Origin of the sequence: Clostridium sp. CAG:221 (assembly GCA_000435835.1) — a bacterium.
Lineage (GTDB): Bacteria > Bacillota > Clostridia > Clostridiales > Clostridiaceae > Clostridium.
This window is the reverse complement of the sequence record FR883416.1, coordinates 1-16,462: the sequence shown is the minus strand read 5'-3', so window position 1 is coordinate 16,462 and position 16,462 is coordinate 1. Positions and strand designations below refer to the sequence as shown.

General features: G+C 29.5%; 20 protein-coding genes. 17 read left to right on the top strand and 3 right to left on the bottom strand.

The features are described 5' to 3' along the window. From rplU to Q5O44_RS11125, 9 genes are all read left to right on the top strand, one after another. Positions 1–168: 50S ribosomal protein L21 (gene rplU / locus Q5O44_RS11165; RefSeq protein WP_302637898.1), on the top strand; the 168-nt coding region annotated here is incomplete at its 5' end. 9 nt (positions 169–177) lie between these two features. Beyond that, on the top strand, positions 178–552 hold the full coding sequence (locus Q5O44_RS11160) for a ribosomal-processing cysteine protease Prp (protein ID WP_022168508.1): 375 nt from the start codon (positions 178–180) through the stop codon (positions 550–552). A gap of 4 nt (positions 553–556) precedes the next feature. After that, a complete protein-coding gene (gene rpmA / locus Q5O44_RS11155; protein WP_022168507.1) occupies positions 557–856 on the top strand; it encodes a 50S ribosomal protein L27 in 300 nt (99 codons plus the stop codon). 297 nt (positions 857–1,153) lie between these two features. Beyond that, positions 1,154–2,440 carry a GTPase ObgE gene (obgE, locus tag Q5O44_RS11150; RefSeq protein WP_022168506.1) on the top strand — a complete coding sequence of 429 codons (1,287 nt, stop codon included), beginning with the start codon at positions 1,154–1,156 and terminating at the stop codon, positions 2,438–2,440. A 12-nt stretch (positions 2,441–2,452) separates the two neighbouring features. Beyond that, positions 2,453–2,758, top strand: coding sequence for a ribosome assembly RNA-binding protein YhbY (gene yhbY, locus Q5O44_RS11145; protein ID WP_022168505.1), 306 nt, complete (start codon positions 2,453–2,455; stop codon positions 2,756–2,758). Positions 2,759–2,762: 4 nt separating this feature from the next. Continuing rightward, complete coding sequence (gene nadD / locus Q5O44_RS11140) at positions 2,763–3,362, top strand: nicotinate-nucleotide adenylyltransferase (protein ID WP_022168504.1); 600 nt, start codon at positions 2,763–2,765, stop codon at positions 3,360–3,362. Positions 3,363–3,365: 3 nt separating this feature from the next. Then, complete coding sequence (gene yqeK / locus Q5O44_RS11135; RefSeq protein WP_022168503.1) at positions 3,366–3,938, top strand: bis(5'-nucleosyl)-tetraphosphatase (symmetrical) YqeK; 573 nt, start codon at positions 3,366–3,368, stop codon at positions 3,936–3,938. 30 nt (positions 3,939–3,968) lie between these two features. Next, positions 3,969–5,315, top strand: a complete 1,347-nt coding sequence (locus Q5O44_RS11130; protein ID WP_022168502.1) for an LCP family protein — start codon at positions 3,969–3,971, stop codon at positions 5,313–5,315. A gap of 24 nt (positions 5,316–5,339) precedes the next feature. After that, positions 5,340–6,245 (top strand): RluA family pseudouridine synthase, encoded by a 906-nt coding sequence (locus Q5O44_RS11125; RefSeq protein WP_022168501.1) that lies wholly within the window; start codon positions 5,340–5,342, stop codon positions 6,243–6,245. Between the two features lie 40 nt (positions 6,246–6,285). Here Q5O44_RS11125 and Q5O44_RS11120 read toward each other — a convergent pair whose 3' ends face one another. After that, positions 6,286–7,617, bottom strand: a complete 1,332-nt coding sequence (locus Q5O44_RS11120) for a D-alanyl-D-alanine carboxypeptidase family protein (protein WP_022168500.1) — start codon at positions 7,615–7,617, stop codon at positions 6,286–6,288. 147 nt (positions 7,618–7,764) lie between these two features. On the opposite strand from Q5O44_RS11120, the gene Q5O44_RS11115 reads away from it, so the two are divergent. The 4 genes from Q5O44_RS11115 to rlmD all read left to right on the top strand — a co-directional run bounded on the left by Q5O44_RS11115 (position 7,765) and on the right by rlmD (position 10,981). Continuing rightward, positions 7,765–8,436, top strand: a complete 672-nt coding sequence (locus Q5O44_RS11115; protein ID WP_022168499.1) for a ComEA family DNA-binding protein — start codon at positions 7,765–7,767, stop codon at positions 8,434–8,436. 125 nt (positions 8,437–8,561) lie between these two features. Beyond that, positions 8,562–9,230 carry a hypothetical protein gene (locus tag Q5O44_RS11110; RefSeq protein ID WP_022168498.1) on the top strand — a complete coding sequence of 223 codons (669 nt, stop codon included), beginning with the start codon at positions 8,562–8,564 and terminating at the stop codon, positions 9,228–9,230. Positions 9,231–9,249: 19 nt separating this feature from the next. Next, a complete protein-coding gene (locus Q5O44_RS11105) occupies positions 9,250–9,585 on the top strand; it encodes a hypothetical protein (RefSeq protein ID WP_022168497.1) in 336 nt (111 codons plus the stop codon). A 37-nt stretch (positions 9,586–9,622) separates the two neighbouring features. Further along, positions 9,623–10,981 (top strand): 23S rRNA (uracil(1939)-C(5))-methyltransferase RlmD, encoded by a 1,359-nt coding sequence (gene rlmD / locus Q5O44_RS11100; RefSeq protein WP_022168496.1) that lies wholly within the window; start codon positions 9,623–9,625, stop codon positions 10,979–10,981. Between the two features lie 457 nt (positions 10,982–11,438). Here the strand turns inward: rlmD and Q5O44_RS11095 are convergent, their stop codons facing one another. After that, positions 11,439–12,065 (bottom strand): DUF3267 domain-containing protein, encoded by a 627-nt coding sequence (locus tag Q5O44_RS11095; RefSeq protein WP_022168495.1) that lies wholly within the window; start codon positions 12,063–12,065, stop codon positions 11,439–11,441. A gap of 312 nt (positions 12,066–12,377) precedes the next feature. Between Q5O44_RS11095 and Q5O44_RS11090 the strand changes: the two genes are divergently transcribed. Next, entirely contained in the window at positions 12,378–12,623 is a 246-nt protein-coding gene (locus Q5O44_RS11090; protein ID WP_022168494.1) for a hypothetical protein, read from the top strand. Positions 12,624–12,899: 276 nt separating this feature from the next. Next, a complete protein-coding gene (locus Q5O44_RS11085) occupies positions 12,900–13,280 on the top strand; it encodes a thioesterase family protein (RefSeq protein ID WP_022168493.1) in 381 nt (126 codons plus the stop codon). Positions 13,281–13,354: 74 nt separating this feature from the next. Here the strand turns inward: Q5O44_RS11085 and Q5O44_RS11080 are convergent, their stop codons facing one another. Beyond that, complete coding sequence (locus Q5O44_RS11080; protein WP_022168492.1) at positions 13,355–14,422, bottom strand: PTS transporter subunit IIC; 1,068 nt, start codon at positions 14,420–14,422, stop codon at positions 13,355–13,357. Positions 14,423–14,637: 215 nt separating this feature from the next. On the opposite strand from Q5O44_RS11080, the gene Q5O44_RS11075 reads away from it, so the two are divergent. Together Q5O44_RS11075 and rpsU are read left to right on the top strand one after the other, a co-directional pair. After that, entirely contained in the window at positions 14,638–15,612 is a 975-nt protein-coding gene (locus Q5O44_RS11075; protein ID WP_022168491.1) for a diaminopimelate dehydrogenase, read from the top strand. 473 nt (positions 15,613–16,085) lie between these two features. After that, complete coding sequence (gene rpsU / locus Q5O44_RS11070) at positions 16,086–16,262, top strand: 30S ribosomal protein S21 (protein ID WP_022168490.1); 177 nt, start codon at positions 16,086–16,088, stop codon at positions 16,260–16,262. The last annotated feature ends 200 nt before the right edge of the window (positions 16,263–16,462 follow it).

The following is a 16,462-nucleotide window of genomic DNA, read 5'->3' as shown; positions in this document are numbered from 1 at the left end:
GTTGGAACTCCAGTTGTTGAAGGAGCTAAGGTTGTAGCAAAAGTTGCAGCTCAAGGTAAAGCTAAGAAAATCACAGTTTTCAAGTACAAACCAAAGAAGGATTACAGAAAGAAAACTGGACACAGACAACCATACACTAAATTAGTTATCGAAAAAATCGAAGCTTAATTTTAAGTTATGATTAAAGTTGTTAGTTTTAAACATGATAGTTTATCAATTGGATTTAAGATTGAAGGCCATGCTTTATCAAGAAAGGAAATGGAAAACACCATTGGTGATGCGTACGATATGATATGCAATTCTGTTTCAGTATTATCTCAAGGTACCTTAATTGGTATGGTAGAAGTGCTTAAACTTCCTGTAAAGTATGAGATAAACGATGGTTTCTTATCATTGGATTTATCTACTCTTAATGAAGAAATGATAATGCAAGGACAAACTTTACTTTTAACCTTTGAAAAAAGTATTGAAAGTGTAATTATGTCTCTTGATGCAAGTTTAGGGAAAAATAAACGGAATAAATATATAAAATTTATGTACGAGGAGGTGTAAAGATATGTTAATGATGAACCTTCAATTATTTGCCCACAAAAAAGGGGTAGGTAGCTCAAAGAACGGTAGAGATTCTGAATCTAAAAGATTAGGTGCTAAGGCTGCAGACGGAGAATTCGTTTTAGCTGGAAACATCCTTTATAGACAAAGAGGAACTAAAATCCACCCAGGTGTTAACGTAGGAAAAGGTGGAGATGATACTCTATTTGCTACAGTAGACGGAATTGTTAAATTCGAAAGAATGGGAAGAGACAAGAAAAAAGTTTCTGTATACCCAGTACAAGTTGAAGAAATAGCAGAATAATTTTTATAATAAAAGCACCCGTATGGGTGCTTTTATTACTATACTTAGATAATTATGAATTATAAATTTCAAATGATGAATTATGAATTATGAATTAAGGATGAAATTCGTAGAATTTCTAAATAAATATATTTTTTCTAAACTCCTTTAAGGAGTTTATTCCACAATTCATCATTCATCACTCATCATTCATCATTATATAAGTTCATAATTCATAATTTAAAAAAAGCTTGTTGTGGGAATAATAAATAAAAAGTTTTATTATTTCTGAAAATAAGAACGATTGGAGGATAATATATGTTTATAGATAGAGCCAAGATATACGTTAAGTCTGGTAACGGTGGAAATGGTGCTGTAACTTTTAGAAGAGAAAAGTATGTTCCACTTGGAGGACCGGATGGTGGAGATGGTGGAAAAGGCGGAAGTGTAAAGTTTATCGTAGATACAGGATTAACTACACTTTTAGACTTTAAATATAAAAAGAAATTCGTAGCAGCTGATGGTGGAAATGGTCAAGGTTCAAAATGTTACGGAAAAGATGGAGAAGATCTTGTTATTAAAGTACCAATGGGAACAATAATAAGAGAAGCTGAATCAAACAAAATCATCGTGGATTTATCACATAAAGATGATGAATTCGTTTTAGCTAGAGGTGGTAAAGGTGGTAAAGGAAACTGTAAATTCTGTACACCTACAAGACAGGCACCACACTTTGCTGAACCAGGAATGCCAGGTGAAGAGTTTAACTTAATATTAGAATTAAAATTATTAGCTGACGTTGGTTTAGTTGGATTCCCTAATGTAGGTAAATCAACGTTATTATCAACAGTAACAGCTGCTAAGCCAAAGATAGCTAACTATCACTTTACAACATTAAAGCCAAATTTAGGTGTTGTTAAAGCTGAAGGAATGAATGCCTTTGTTATGGCTGATATTCCAGGTATCATTGAAGGAGCTGCTGAAGGTGTTGGTTTAGGATTAGCATTCTTAAGACATATAGAAAGAACTAGACTTCTTATACATGTTGTTGATATTTCAGGGGTTGAAGGAAGAGATGCCTTTGAAGATTTCGTGAAAATCAATGAAGAGCTTAAGAAATATTCTGTTAAGCTTTGGGATAGACCACAAATAGTAGTAGCAAATAAGGCTGATATGTTATATGATGAATCAATATTTGAAGACTTTAAGAAAAAAGTTAACGAATTAGGATTTGATAAGGTTTATAAGATGTCTGCAGCTACTAAATCAGGTGTGGAAGAAGTAATAAAAGAAGCAGGAAGAATGCTAACAGAAATTCCATTTGCAGATTTAGAAATTGCTGATGAAGAAAGATATATACCTGAAGAAAAGAAATTCACATATGAAATTAATGTTGAACATGGTGAAGAGTACGATACATATTATGTTTCAGGTTCATTTGTAGACAGATTACTAGCTTCAGTTAATATCCATGATGCAGATTCATTAAGATACTTCCATAAGGTTCTTAACAATAAGGGCGTATTTAATGAATTAAGAGAAATGGGAATTAAAGATGGAGATATGGTTAGCTTAAATGACTTTGAATTTGAGTACATTTTATAGGAGGATTAAAATATGATAACGAGTAAACAAAGAGCATATTTAAGAGGGTTAGCAAATACTATGCAACCAATATTCCAAATTGGAAAAGGTGGAATAGAAGAAGCTTTCTTAAAGCAACTTGAAGATGCATTAGAAAAAAGAGAGTTAATAAAGATAAAAGTTTTAGAAAACAGTGGATTAGATGCAAGAGAAGCATCAAATGAAATTTGTGAAGCAATAGGATGCGAGGGAGTTCAAGCCATTGGAAGTAAGATAGTATTATTTAAACAATCAAAGAAAAAGCCAACAATAGAATTACCTGTAGCAGGAAAGAAGTAATACTATGAAGAAGTATGGTATAATGGGAGGAACTTTTAATCCTATTCATTTAGCACATTTATATATTGCTTATGAAGCAAAAGAGCAATTGAATTTAGATAAGGTTATATTTATGCCAGCAGGAAATCCACCTCATAAAAAGAATACAATAATTGATGCAAAATTTAGATATGAGATGGTAAGAAAAGCCATAGAAGGTTATGAAGGATTTGAAATCAATTCTTATGAAATAGAGAAAAATGGATATAGTTATACTTATGAAACTTTAAATGCTCTTAAGGAAGATGATCTTAAGCTGTACTTTATAGCTGGAGCTGATTCCTTAATGGATATTGAAAAGTGGAAAAATACTAAAGAAGTATTAAATAGTTGTACCTTTGTAGTATTTAACAGGGGAGAATTTAATAGAGAAACATTAAAAAGTCAAAAGGAATATCTAGAAAATAAATATCAAGCAGAAATAGTGCTGCTTGATATTATGTCTATAGATATTTCTTCAACTATAATAAGAAAAAGAATCAAGGAAGGAAAGAGGGTAGACTTCTTCCTTCCTAATAAAGTTTTAGAATATATAAATGATAATGATTTTTATAGGGGGGACTAATTAATGAAAGATATTGAATTCATGAAGAAGTATTTGGAAGAAAATCTGGTAAAGGGAAGATATCTACATACTTTAGGTGTAGTTGAAACAGCTAAAAGCTTAGCTAAAATATACGGAGTAGATATTAAAAAAGCTGAAATAGCAGCTTTAGCCCATGATATAGCAAAAAACTTATCGCCACAGGAATTGCTAGAAGTTATAGATAAAAATAACATAAACTTAAGTTTTGATGAGAAAAATACAAGAGAATTATGGCATTCTATTGTAGGGCCTATAGTGGCTAGAGAACATTTTGAAATAGAAGATGAAGAAATATTAAGTGCTATAAGATGGCATACTACAGGAAAAGAAAATATGTCAAAGCTTGATAAGATAATATATTTAGCAGATATGATTGAGCCATCAAGAGATTTTTCAGGGGTAGAAGAATTAAGAAATGATAGCAAAGATGATTTAGATAAAGCTATGCTAAATGCTTTAACTCATACAATAAAATATTTACTTGAAAAAGGGTGTTTAATTGATATAAATACAGTTAAAGCAAGAAATTATTTATTGTATAATAATTATAAATAAATATATAAAATTATTTGTGAGGTAATTAGTATGGCTACACATAAAGATGATAAAAAAAGTGATAATGTTGCAAAGAAAAAAAGACCTAATGCTCATGTCCTTAGCAAAGCTGAAAGAGTAAAAATGGAAAAAAGGAAAGAAGCTAGAAGAAAAGCAAAGAAAAAAGCTCAAAGAAAAAGGGCAGTAGCTTCATTTGTAATATTAATTTTCTTACTTATAGCTTTTGCCGCAATATATGCTTTATCATTTATTTTTGGCTTAAAGACAGATAACCTTGGAGGCGGAAAACAGCCAGCTAAAAATGAATCATTAAACATATTAGTGGTAGGTATGGATATAGGGGATGTAGATCAGGAAGGTAATGTTGGGATTAGAAGAACAGATACTATAATGGTTTTCAATTATAATCCTGTTACAGATGCTGTTAATATAGTATCAATACCGAGAGATACACTTATAGAAGTGGAAGATGCTTATGATTCTGACGGAAACTATATTCCGTATTGGAAGATAAATGCTGCTTATGCATTAGGTGGAGAAGATGAACTTGTGATGCAGGTTGAAAATTTATTAGAAATAAATATAAATTATATTGTTGAAATAGATTATCAAGCTTTTAGAAGTATAATAGATGCCATTGGCGGAATAGAAATGTATATAGATAGAAATATGGATTATGATGATGATGCACAAGATCTTCATATTCATTTTACAGAAGGTGATACAGTTCTTCTTGATGGTAAAAAAGCTGAAGAATTTATCAGATGGAGAAAAAATAATGATGGAAGCGGGTTTGTTGATGGAGATTTAGGAAGAATATCAAATCAACAAAGGTTCATGCAGGCTTTATTTAAAAAGCTAATGAATCCACTTATTTTGTTAGATGTACCAGATGTGATGAATGCTGTAAAATCTAATGTAGTAACTAATATGAGCGGTAGCCAAATACTTAAGTATGCCTTAAAGATTGTAAATAATTCAGGAATAAGTATGCATACATTGCAAGGATATGATGAAGAAATTTACGGTCAATCATTTTTAGTGGTTGAAAAAAGTTATAATGCAGATATATTAGATGCTCTTCAGTCTGGAGTAGCCATATCTTCAGTAGATAGGACTAGCTATAATATTTTAGTTTTAAATGGAACTAATACTAATGGATTAGCAGGCAGCTTCAGAAGTGATCTTCAGGAAATAGGATATGCAAATGTTACTATAGATAATGGAGAGGCAACTAATAAGTCAATTATAATATGTAAAGATAGTGAGCTTAGGGAAATTTTAAAAAGTGATACAGGTATAAGTAAGACAAGTAAGGACGCAAGTGATTACCCTGAATATGATGCAATTATAATTTTAGGTGAAGACTATAATTAATTTATATTATGATGGAGGAGTTTAATGAGTACTTTAGAAGAAAAAGTAGATAAGAACTTTGAAGGAAGAAAAATAAGAGAATTCTTAAAGGAAAAGATGGGATTATCATCAAGACTTATAAAAGGTGCATCAATTGATAAGAGGATATTAGTAAATAATAATCCTGTTAAGATGAACTATGTATTAAAAGAAAATGATGAGATTGTGATAAATCTAGCCAAGAAGGAAAGTCAAAATATTACTCCTGAGAAAATAGATCTTGATATAGTATATGAAGATAAAGATATCATAGTTATTAATAAGTCACCTAACATGGTGGTACATCCAACTAAAAGATATCAAAGTGGAACCCTTGCTAATGGATTGCTATATTATTTTAAAGAAAGTAATCAAGATTGTATAGTAAGGTTAGTAAGTAGATTAGACATGGATACATCAGGTCTTATAATAGTGGCAAAGAACCAATATGCTCATAGCGAATTATCCAATCAAATGCAAAATAATAATGTAGAAAAACGCTATTTAGCTTTAGTTCATGGTCATTTCTCAGAAAAGGAAGGGACAATAGATCTTCCTATATATAGACCAGAAATTGAAGGAGTTATGGCTAGGGTCATAGATGAAAGAGGTCAAAGAAGCATAACTCATTACAAGGTAATAGAAAGCTATAAAGATGCTGAACTTGTTGAATGTCTTTTAGAAACTGGAAGAACTCATCAAATTAGAGTTCATATGAAAGCAATGGGCCATCCTATTTATGGTGACACTTTATATGGTGAGACAGATGATAGTGGTTTAATCAGTAGGCAGGCACTACATGCTTATAAATTAAAGTTCCAATCGCCAAGAACAAAAGATGAATTAGCATTGACAGCAAAACTTCCAGCAGATATAGAAAAATTAATAGCAAACTTAAAAGAAGCAAAATAAGTGAGTCCAATTTTGGACTCACTTATTTTGTTTGTAAATATTAAAATCTATGTTTTCTTCTTATACTTCTTCTACGTTTGTTATATTGGATTTTTCTTCTTATACTTCTTCTTATATTAAAAAAAAGTATTATTAAGATAATAACTATAGCAATTAATGAAGGCTTAAAAAATTTCTTTGAAGATATACTATTTACCGTTTCTTCTACATTTACAGAAGTAGTGTAAATTCTTGAACCTGCACTTACCAAATTAACATTGGTATATGTACTTCCATTTACTAAAAGTGAGGCATTTTCAAATAGTATGTCCCCTTTGTTAATAGTTTGAGTAGAATAATCTTTCTTAGCATAATTAACAGTTATAGATGGAGATAAATTATCGGTAGATAAGAAAGTATAATATATATCTCTATCGCTTGTTAATGGAATAGTAACATCATTATTAATTACATAACTATCTAAAGTTTCCCCTAAAGAAACTATTTTTTTAGTAATAAAGTTTTCAAATCCCCAATCAAACAAAGGACCAACGCTTCCATAGTGTTCAGCTTTATTATCTGCATTTAGAAAAGCAGCAATTAAATATTGAGAATCCTTCTTTGCCGCTGCTACATAAGTATGATTAGCTTCATCAGTCCATCCAGTCTTCCCAGTAAAAAGATAATCATAAACATATTCAGGGTAGTTATATTGTGCATAACTTGAATAAGGTGCACAATTGTTACCATTTATTGCCCAACGTTCACTACCATCTGAATAAGGATGATTTTTATAATAATATTCATCGATTTGCGATATTCTAACGAAATCATTATATTCAGCTGCGTATTGTAATATTAAAGCTAAATCATGAGCTGTAGTAAGATGTCCTTCTTCATGCAATCCGCTAGGATTTTTAAATGTAGTATTTACAGCACCAATTTCATGTGCTTTTGCTGTCATCATTTTAGCGAAATTTTCCACTGAGCCTCCTACATGTTCAGCAAGTGCCTCAGCAGCATCATTGGCAGAAGGTAATAAAAGTCCTATAAGTAGCTCTTCAACAGTGTAAACTTCACCTTCCTGAAGTCCCATGGAACTTCCATCTGCATAAGGAGGATTTTCTCCAATGGTAACTTGTTCAGTAAGTGAACAATTTTCTAAAGTAATTATTGCCGTCATTACTTTTGTTGTAGATGCTGGTTCAAATTGAACATCAGAATTTTTTTCATAGAGAATATCTCCAGTATATCCATCAATTAAGCACACACCTTGTGCATTTAATTCTGGTACTTCACTAACGTAAGCATTGGCATTGATCATGTCTATATTCCAAATTAAAATAACAAAAATAAAAAGTGAAGCAATTATTTTTTTTATATATTTCCCCATAAGTATCTCCCGTATATATTTTTATTCTGTTTCATTTTAGCAAAGATTATATATAAATTCCATTGATATGTACGAAAATTACCGAAAATTCGGATTAAATTTAATATATATGTTAATAATTAAATATTATAAAAAAGGTGGGAGAAAATGATTGATTTAAAAAATAAAAAGATTATAGGCTTAACTATAGTTAGTATTATTATTTTTATTGCTTCAATATTTTTATATAAACAAAATAGTAGCAATGCTTTTAAGGAAGAATATATGACGGAAATATTTACAGAGGAAAGCAATGATAATATGGAATATGATTCATCCATGAAAGAAAATACTGATAATAGCAATGAGAACAATTTAGAGAAAAATAAAATAGTAGTTGAAATAAAAGGAGAAGTTGCAAGACCGGATGTTTATCAATTAGAAGAAGGAAGTATTATTAAAGATCTAATTGACATGGCAGGGGGAGTCACAGAAGAGGCAGATTTAAGCTGCATCAATAGAGCAGAAGAACTGGTGAATCATGAACTTATTATTATTGGCAATATTAATGATGAAACAGAAAGTAGTGTAGTTCAAAATAGTAGTGTATCTAGCGGAAATAGCACTGACAATGATAGCAAAAGCAGTACATTAATAAATATAAATACAGCAGATTTAGAACAACTTAAGAAGATAACAGGAATTGGAGATATAAAAGCACAAAGCATAATTGATTATAGAGAAGCTAATGGAGGTTTCAAATCTTTAGAGGAATTAAAAAATGTTGATGGAATAGGTGATAAGACTTTTGAAAAGATAAAAGAGCAAATAACTTTATAAGTATTTGACATATGAATTTTATTTAAAGATTAGTGCTAAAACTTTAAAATAACTTTTTGAAATGTTATAATATATTGGATTTAAGAAATCATAAAAACTTTTATCGATGGAAGAAGAGGTAATTTATGAATAAAAAGAGAATTTCAATTATTTTAAGCGGATTATTAATGATGACTATGGTATCATGTACTAATAAAGATAATATTAGTATTTCATTAGAGGATAATAAAGCTAGAGTTATAGAAAATATACAAGCTGAAGGTACATGGGCAACTGATTACTCTAGAAATGAAGTTCAAAATTTACATGAAGAAATATTACACAGAATAGAAGATATATGTACTATACTAAAAGTACAAGATGAATATAGTTTACATGAAGAAGTTAAAGATGAAAATGGAACAACTGTAAATAGAAATGGTCTATATTTAGAAATACCAGAACCAGAAAGCAACAGAATAGAAAGTATGACATATGAATTAGTTCAATATGGAAATGATTTATCTTCTGGTAAGCTGGTATTAAAAATTGGATTTAACCTTGATAATAAAGCAATAAAAGAAGAAGGAGAATTCAAATTTGAAAATACAGCTATAAAAGCTTTCTCAGAAGCCTTTACAGGGGAAGAGAATAGGGATTATACTGAATTAAATAAAGAAATATATGATATAATCACTAATAGTTCAGGAGTAAATAAAATTGAAAATAAACTTGATGGATTATCAGAAACAATAACTATAACAGATGATTATTTAATTTATACATTAGAAAGTAAAGAGTATAACTTTAAATAAAAAATGGAGGAGATAATAAATGAATAATAAAGATGAATTTGAAAATTTAGAGGAAAATATTGAAGAAGGGACATCAGAAGAAATAGTAGTAGATACTGTTTTAAAAGAAGATGGAAAAGTAATTAGGTTTATTAAAAATATTTTAAGTGGTATTGTAGACCAAATAGTGGCAGTGGTTATTGCGTTAATATTATATTTAGCAATTTCGTTAATATTTAAGGTTGCAGGTTATAAAATAGTTATGAGAGAGGAAATGTTCCTTATTGTGTTTATTGTAAGTAATGTGTTATATTATCCTTTAGTACAAGAATTTTTAGGCGGTAAAACATTAGGAAGAAAATTTGTATTAAGATAATATGCTTATGATGAATAAATATAAATAGGAGTGGACTATGAAAAGAGGAAGCCAAGTTACAGTAAAAATTGAAAAAACAGAATTTCCTTCAGTTGGGATAAGCGAATTTGAAGGTAAAAAATTATATATTAAAGGGGCTTTCCCAGGTCAAACTATAAAAGGAACTGTAAAGAAAAAAAGAGATGCATATGCAGATGTAAAACTTGTGGAAGTTTTAGAAAAAGCGCCATATGAAATAGAAGCACCATGTCCTCATTTTGGTGTTTGTGGAGGATGTAGCTCTCAAAACTTAACTTATGAAAAACAATTAGAGTTATTGAGTGATGAAGTATGTGAGCTATTTGAAGGTAAGGATCTTCCAATGGGAATGTATCTTGGAGTTAAAGGTAGCGAAAATACTTGGGAATATAGAAATAAGATGGAATTCACTTTTGGTGATTTAGAAAAAGGTGGAGAGCTTACTTTAGGTATGCATATGAAAGGTAAATCTTTTGGTGTGCATACAGTTGACAACTGTATGATAGTGGATGAAGACTTTAGAAAAGTTCTTACACTTACAGTAGATTACTTTAGAAAGCAAAACCTTCCTTACTATAGAGTAATGAAGAGAGAAGGATACTTAAGACATCTTGTAGTTAGAAAAGCATCTAATACTGGAGAACTTATGGTAAACCTTGTTACAACTACTCAAATAGATTTTGATTTAAGTGAATATACAGAAATTTTAAAATCACAAACTTATAAAGGTCAATTAGTATCAGTATTACATACTGAAAATAATTCATTCTCAGATGCAGTAGTACCTGAAAAAGTTAATATACTATATGGTAGAGATTATATAACAGAAGAATTATTAGGTCTTAAATTTAAGATATCACCATTCTCATTCTTCCAAACTAACTCTAGAGGAGCAGAATCTCTTTACAGCATAGTAAGAGATTTCATGGGAAATGGAGATAATAAAGTTGTGTTTGACCTTTATTGTGGAACAGGAACTATAGGGCAAATAGCAGCACCTAATGCTAAAAAGGTTATTGGTCTTGAACTTATTGAAGAAGCTGTTGAAGCAGCAAAAGAAAATGCTAAGCTAAATGGTTTAGATAACTGTGAGTTTATTGCTGGTGATGTAGCTGAAACTATTAAAAAAGTTAAAGTTAAACCAGACATAATAATCTTAGATCCACCAAGAAGTGGTGTATCTCCAAAAGCATTAGATTACGTAATTAAATTCAATGCAAAAGAAATAATATATGTTTCATGTAATCCAAAGACAATGGTAGATAACTTAGAAACTCTACTTGCAGCAGGTTACAAAGTAGAAAAGAGTACAGTTAAGGACATGTTCCCTAACACACCTCACGCTGAGACTGTTGTTAAGTTGACTAAGACTGTATAGGATGACGTCAACTTATTACAACTGTCCATGCAAGGGATGTCCAAGAAACGATAGTTGATTGGAAACATCCTACTGCTGAGATGGTAGTTAGAACATGAATATAAGTTAAAAGAATATATTTAAGAGTCATGCAAAATTGTATGGCTCTTTTTTATGTTCAAAAGATTATTAGGCATGTGATAACGAATGATAATGAAGAGATTACAAAGACTGTATAGGATGCAGTAAGCTTTTTACTACTGTTCATGCAAGGACTGTCCAAGAAACGAAGTATATCAAAGTTGATTGGTTACACTCTACTGCTGAGATGTACATTGGAACTGAAGAATTAATAAAGTGATATAAGAAAAGAGTCATGATGAAAAAATTCATGACTCTTTTTTTATGTTCAAGAGATTATTAGGAAATTAATAGGCAAATAGCATATAATGAAATAGATTAATAAAATAAAAAATTATTAAGGAATAAACCAATAAGCTTTAAGTCCATGAGTTTGTACTAAAGCATTCTTAGGAACTTGTCTAATTACTAAATATGTATTATAGTAATCACCGATTCCGCATAGTAAATTTAAAAAGCTTATAATAAGCATAAATAAAGATAAAGTTTTATTAAAGTCGAATGTCCCTATAAACCATAAAAGTAGAGGAAGAAGACCTAATATAATATTTGGACATAGGCAAAACCAAATAAATCTAGCCTTTTTTAATGGAGCAGTACAGTATATGAATGCAGATAATTCATTAGGTTTTAACCAAAGCTCCTTAATTTTATCCTTAGGAAAACAAACAGCATGCAAAAATTCATGTATAAATAAATTTATTAAAGAAGATAAACATGTTGAAATTGCAATTAAATCTAAATTATCTTTAAAAAAAGATAATGAAAAAATATTGTTAGTTTTAATTTTTAAATAACAAGCAATAATTGCTAAAATAAAAAATGGGGTTGAAATTAAGAAGCCCTTTAAGAATGATTCGGAAATACTATTAGGTTCATCAAACATTATACTATTTTTATGTAAGTTCCCCTTTAATAATTGATTTTCATTTTTATAAATACCTTTTAGTTTGATATTAAACAAATATTGTGTCTCCTTAAAGTCTTATTATTTACTGTGAAAAGTATCATATCACGCCATAAATTATAAGTAAATAGTTTACAATAAAATTATTATATTACAAATTAGGGTTAAATAGTACGAAAAATAATTGAATGGTTGAGAGAAGTTTTATGGGAATATTAAAAAACATAAAGTACATGGTTCTTTTTTCGCGTTAAAAAGCAATTGGTATGATATATGATTGATAATTTATAAATAAATATTGAGATTCATTTATTTATATAGTAAAATATTTTTATAATTAAACAATTATATCAACGGAGAGATGACATTATGAATAACAGTAAGCTTGTAAAAATAATGCATATCATTTTATTTGTTATTACAGCATTATATTTACTAGAATCTATATTTTTAAGAGGATTATTTACAAATCCATTAATAGCTCTTGTTAACATTATAGTAGCAATTATTGCTATGGTAATAGCATTTATAAAAAAAGAAAAGAAATTAGCTATTATTGATTTATCTATTTTAATAGTAGTTTCAGCAATACTTACATATTTAATGAATTTATAAAATAAATTTATTGTATATAAACTATTGCTTAAGTAGAAGCGAGATATAAATTTAAAAAAGTAATTTTAGAGTCATACAAAATAATGTGTGGCTCTTTTTTATTGAAAAAATAATTGTTGAAGGTATTACTACTGAATAATTAAACTAGGAGATATTATAGGTTTAGCAGGTATTATTATGGTTTTTGTAACTATTAGTATTATAATATTATTATTGATTAAAGAAAAAATATAAAGAGATATAAATCTTGATATGAGAAAAGAAGGAGAAAAGAAAATGATTAAAGTAGGAATAATTGGAGAAGTGAAGGATAAAGTAAGTGAAAATAATACTGCAAAGACTTTAAGAAGTGGAACATTAAATGTATATGCAACGCCGGCTATGGTAGCACTTATGGAAGAGGCAGCCTATAAAAGTATTGAAAGTGAGTTAGAAGAGGGGCAAGGTAGTGTAGGTACTTCAATGAATATCAAACATATTGCAAGTACGCCAATAGGTATGGAAGTTACAGCAAAAACTGAACTTATAGAAGTAGATAGAAGAAGACTTGTGTTTAAAGTTGAAGCTTTTGATGAGCGTGGAAAAATTGGTGAAGGAATTCATGAACGTTTTATCATTAATAATGAAGATTTTCAAAAGAAAACTGATAATAAATAAAATTTAAATAAAACAAGTAGCTAGAATTGCATAAAAGCAAAACTAGCTACTTTGTTTTGTAGTATTACCATGATTTAGATATCTAAGGCCATATCCCCTTGTTTTATCCATTCTTTTCTTCGCATAAACTCAGAAATAAGCAATGTTAATAATGCAGGTAAAATGAAATGCATTAAGGCTATTTGTAGGATTACTACTTTGCTAGATGATGAACTAATCATAGTTTCATAAGCCATGATTTGTCCTACAAATCCAGCTGATCCCATACCAGAACCTGTGGCATTGTTGGCCATTTTAAATACAACAGAAGAAACAGGTCCTAAAATAGCACTGGATATTATTGCAGGAAGCCAAATTACAGGTTTTCTTATTATGTTAGGAATTTGTAACATAGAAGTACCTATTCCTTGAGCTAAAAGGCCACCAAATTTATTTTCTCTATAGCTGGCCACAGCAAATCCAACCATTTGACAACAGCAACCTACGGTAGCAGCACCGGCAGTTATTCCATTTAAATTTAGAATTACTCCAATGGCAGCAGAACTTATTGGCAGTGTAAGAAGTATACCCATGATTACAGAAACTAGTATGCCCATAATAAAAGGCTGTTGTTCTGTAGCAAACATTATAATAGTTCCTAACCATGTCATAAATCTTGAAATTGAAGGACCAATTAATAATCCAGCAGCTGATCCGCTTAGTATAGTAATAAGTGGAGTAATGATTATATCTATTTTTGTCTTTCCACTTATAACATGTCCAATTTCAATACCAATTAAAGCAGCAATAAATGCACCAAGAGGTTCACCAGGACCTGCAAGCAATATGGCACCAGTTTCAGTGATTACAGCTCCTGATAATATTTTAGATGAGAACCCTCCAATTACACTAGCTACAGCAGCTGATATAGTAACAAGGGGACTCTCTTTAAATTTATAGGCAACACCAATACCAATACCAGCGCAAGTGCAAGAAGCAGCAAGTTTTCCTATAGTATAAACAATATTTCCTATATGGTTAGGTATAAAATTACCTATTTGCTGAAGTATTGTACCAATTATTAAGGTTGAAAATAATCCTAAAGCCATACCGCTTAATCCATCGATGAATATATGGTTTAAGAAGTTTTTAATTTTTTTCATAATGAAATCTCCTCCCGTAAAAAGAAAAACATAAGAATTTAATATATGTTTACTTGTGTATATACACATGTAATGCAAGTGTAGTTTATCATTAAATATAATAAAATTCAAATTTTATACGAATAATATAAAAAGATTTATAGAAAGAAGGTATAAAAGAAAATATACAATAGTAAAATTAAATGAAAAAATTTTCATTTGGGGAATTAAAAATTATGGTTAATAAAATTAATATTGGCATTGTTGGGTATGGAAATTTAGGAAGAGCCGTTGAAAAGGCATTGATGAACAATGATGACTTAAAATTAGAAGCTATATTCACTAGAAGAAATACTAAAAACATTATAAGTAATTCAAAGCTTCTACATATTTCAGAAATGAAAAATTATATTGGTAGCATTGATGTTATGATTCTTTGTGGAGGGTCAGCAACTGATTTACCACAGCAAAGTGCAGAAATAGCAAAATATTTTAATGTGGTAGATAGTTTTGATACTCATGCAAAAATAGAGGAGCATTTTAGAGAGGTTGATGAAGTATGCAAAGAAAATAAAAAAATAGCACTTTTATCTGTAGGATGGGATCCAGGTTTATTTTCATTAAATAGATTATTAGGAAAGGCTATAATTCCTAATAGTACTGAATATACATTTTGGGGTAAGGGAGTAAGTCAGGGGCATTCTGATGCTATTAGAAGGATTAAGGGAGTAAAAATGGCTATACAATACACTATACCTATAAAAGAGGTGATAGAGAAAGTTAGAGGTGGTGAAAAACCTATTTTAAGTGACGGAAAAATGCATAAGAGAGTATGCTATGTAGTTGCTGAAGAAGGAGCAGATTTATATTTTATAGAAAACTCAATAAAAAATATGCCTTATTATTTTGCAGGATATGAAACAGAAGTGAATTTTATTACTGAAGAAGAATTTAAAAAGGAACATAGAGGAATGCCTCATGGGGGCTTTGTAATTTGCTCAGGTAATAGTGGAGAAAATAATTTTGTCATGGAATTTAAACTATCTCTTGATAGTAATCCTGAATTTACAGGTTCAGTACTAGTAGCTTATGCTAGGGCCATATTTAGAATGTATAAGGAAGGAAAGAGAGGAGCATATACTATTTTTGATGTCCCTCCTAGCTATTTACTATCTAAAACAGGAGAAAATCTAAGAAAAGAATTATTATAGTAATAAAAAGATTAAGTATGAATGCTTAATCTTTTTTATTAATTAAATCCTTAGTCAATAAAGTAGTTGATATTATTTTAAAATTTTATTTTTCATTGATAATTAGTTCAATAATAATATATTTAGCTGAAATTGGTAAACATAATAAAGTAAGTTTGAAAAATAGTTAGCTAAAGAAGGTGTCTTTTAATGACTTAAAATTTTAGTATTAAATAAAAATTGATATTTACTTTAAGTATATTACATGATATTGCTATAGTAAATTATGTAAAAATGAGCAAAGAAGTGTGAAAAAAGTAAAAAAATACGAAAAAATGTAAGTGATTTATAAAAAAATCAATAATCTTTGGGGTTTATGGTGATAATACAATATTGACAGTATTTTAGGAGTTACTGTATAATTAATATTGATTTAAGTAAACCCACAGTGTTAAATACTTATATATTTTCACTGACGAAGGGAGGAATTAAGAGTGTCAGAAATAAAGGTTAGAGAAAACGAATCATTAGAGCAAGCTTTAAGTAGATTTAAAAGAAAATGCGCTAATGCTGGAGTGCTTGCTGAAGTAAGAAAAAGAGAGCACTATGAAAAGCCAAGTGTTAAAAGAAAAAAGAAATCTGAAGCTGCAAGAAAAAGAAAATTCAAGTAGTAATAAAGTATCCTTTCAAACTACGTTTGAAAGGATTTTTATTATCTTGCTATGAAAAAACATATTATAAAATAAAAAAATATTTTATATAAAAATTATGTTGACAAAATAAGAAAAACAATGTAATATACTAAGGGCAGGGCAAGATAATGTACTGTTGGTAACCATAAGGCCCCTTGGTCAAGCGGTCAAGACACCAC

Bases quoted from the DNA above. Each gene is read 5' to 3' on its own strand.
- Q5O44_RS11160 (WP_022168508.1), top strand. From the start codon at position 178: ATGATTAAAGTTGTTAGTTTTAAACATGATAGTTTATCAATTGGATTT.
- rpmA (WP_022168507.1), top strand. From the start codon at position 557: ATGTTAATGATGAACCTTCAATTATTTGCCCACAAAAAAGGGGTAGGT.
- obgE (WP_022168506.1), top strand. From the start codon at position 1,154: ATGTTTATAGATAGAGCCAAGATATACGTTAAGTCTGGTAACGGTGGA.
- yhbY (WP_022168505.1), top strand. From the start codon at position 2,453: ATGATAACGAGTAAACAAAGAGCATATTTAAGAGGGTTAGCAAATACT.
- nadD (WP_022168504.1), top strand. From the start codon at position 2,763: ATGAAGAAGTATGGTATAATGGGAGGAACTTTTAATCCTATTCATTTA.
- yqeK (WP_022168503.1), top strand. From the start codon at position 3,366: ATGAAAGATATTGAATTCATGAAGAAGTATTTGGAAGAAAATCTGGTA.
- Q5O44_RS11130 (WP_022168502.1), top strand. From the start codon at position 3,969: ATGGCTACACATAAAGATGATAAAAAAAGTGATAATGTTGCAAAGAAA.
- Q5O44_RS11125 (WP_022168501.1), top strand. From the start codon at position 5,340: ATGAGTACTTTAGAAGAAAAAGTAGATAAGAACTTTGAAGGAAGAAAA.
- Q5O44_RS11120 (WP_022168500.1), bottom strand. From the start codon at position 7,617: ATGGGGAAATATATAAAAAAAATAATTGCTTCACTTTTTATTTTTGTT.
- Q5O44_RS11115 (WP_022168499.1), top strand. From the start codon at position 7,765: ATGATTGATTTAAAAAATAAAAAGATTATAGGCTTAACTATAGTTAGT.
- Q5O44_RS11110 (WP_022168498.1), top strand. From the start codon at position 8,562: ATGAATAAAAAGAGAATTTCAATTATTTTAAGCGGATTATTAATGATG.
- Q5O44_RS11105 (WP_022168497.1), top strand. From the start codon at position 9,250: ATGAATAATAAAGATGAATTTGAAAATTTAGAGGAAAATATTGAAGAA.
- rlmD (WP_022168496.1), top strand. From the start codon at position 9,623: ATGAAAAGAGGAAGCCAAGTTACAGTAAAAATTGAAAAAACAGAATTT.
- Q5O44_RS11090 (WP_022168494.1), top strand. From the start codon at position 12,378: ATGAATAACAGTAAGCTTGTAAAAATAATGCATATCATTTTATTTGTT.
- Q5O44_RS11085 (WP_022168493.1), top strand. From the start codon at position 12,900: ATGATTAAAGTAGGAATAATTGGAGAAGTGAAGGATAAAGTAAGTGAA.
- Q5O44_RS11080 (WP_022168492.1), bottom strand. From the start codon at position 14,422: ATGAAAAAAATTAAAAACTTCTTAAACCATATATTCATCGATGGATTA.
- Q5O44_RS11075 (WP_022168491.1), top strand. From the start codon at position 14,638: ATGGTTAATAAAATTAATATTGGCATTGTTGGGTATGGAAATTTAGGA.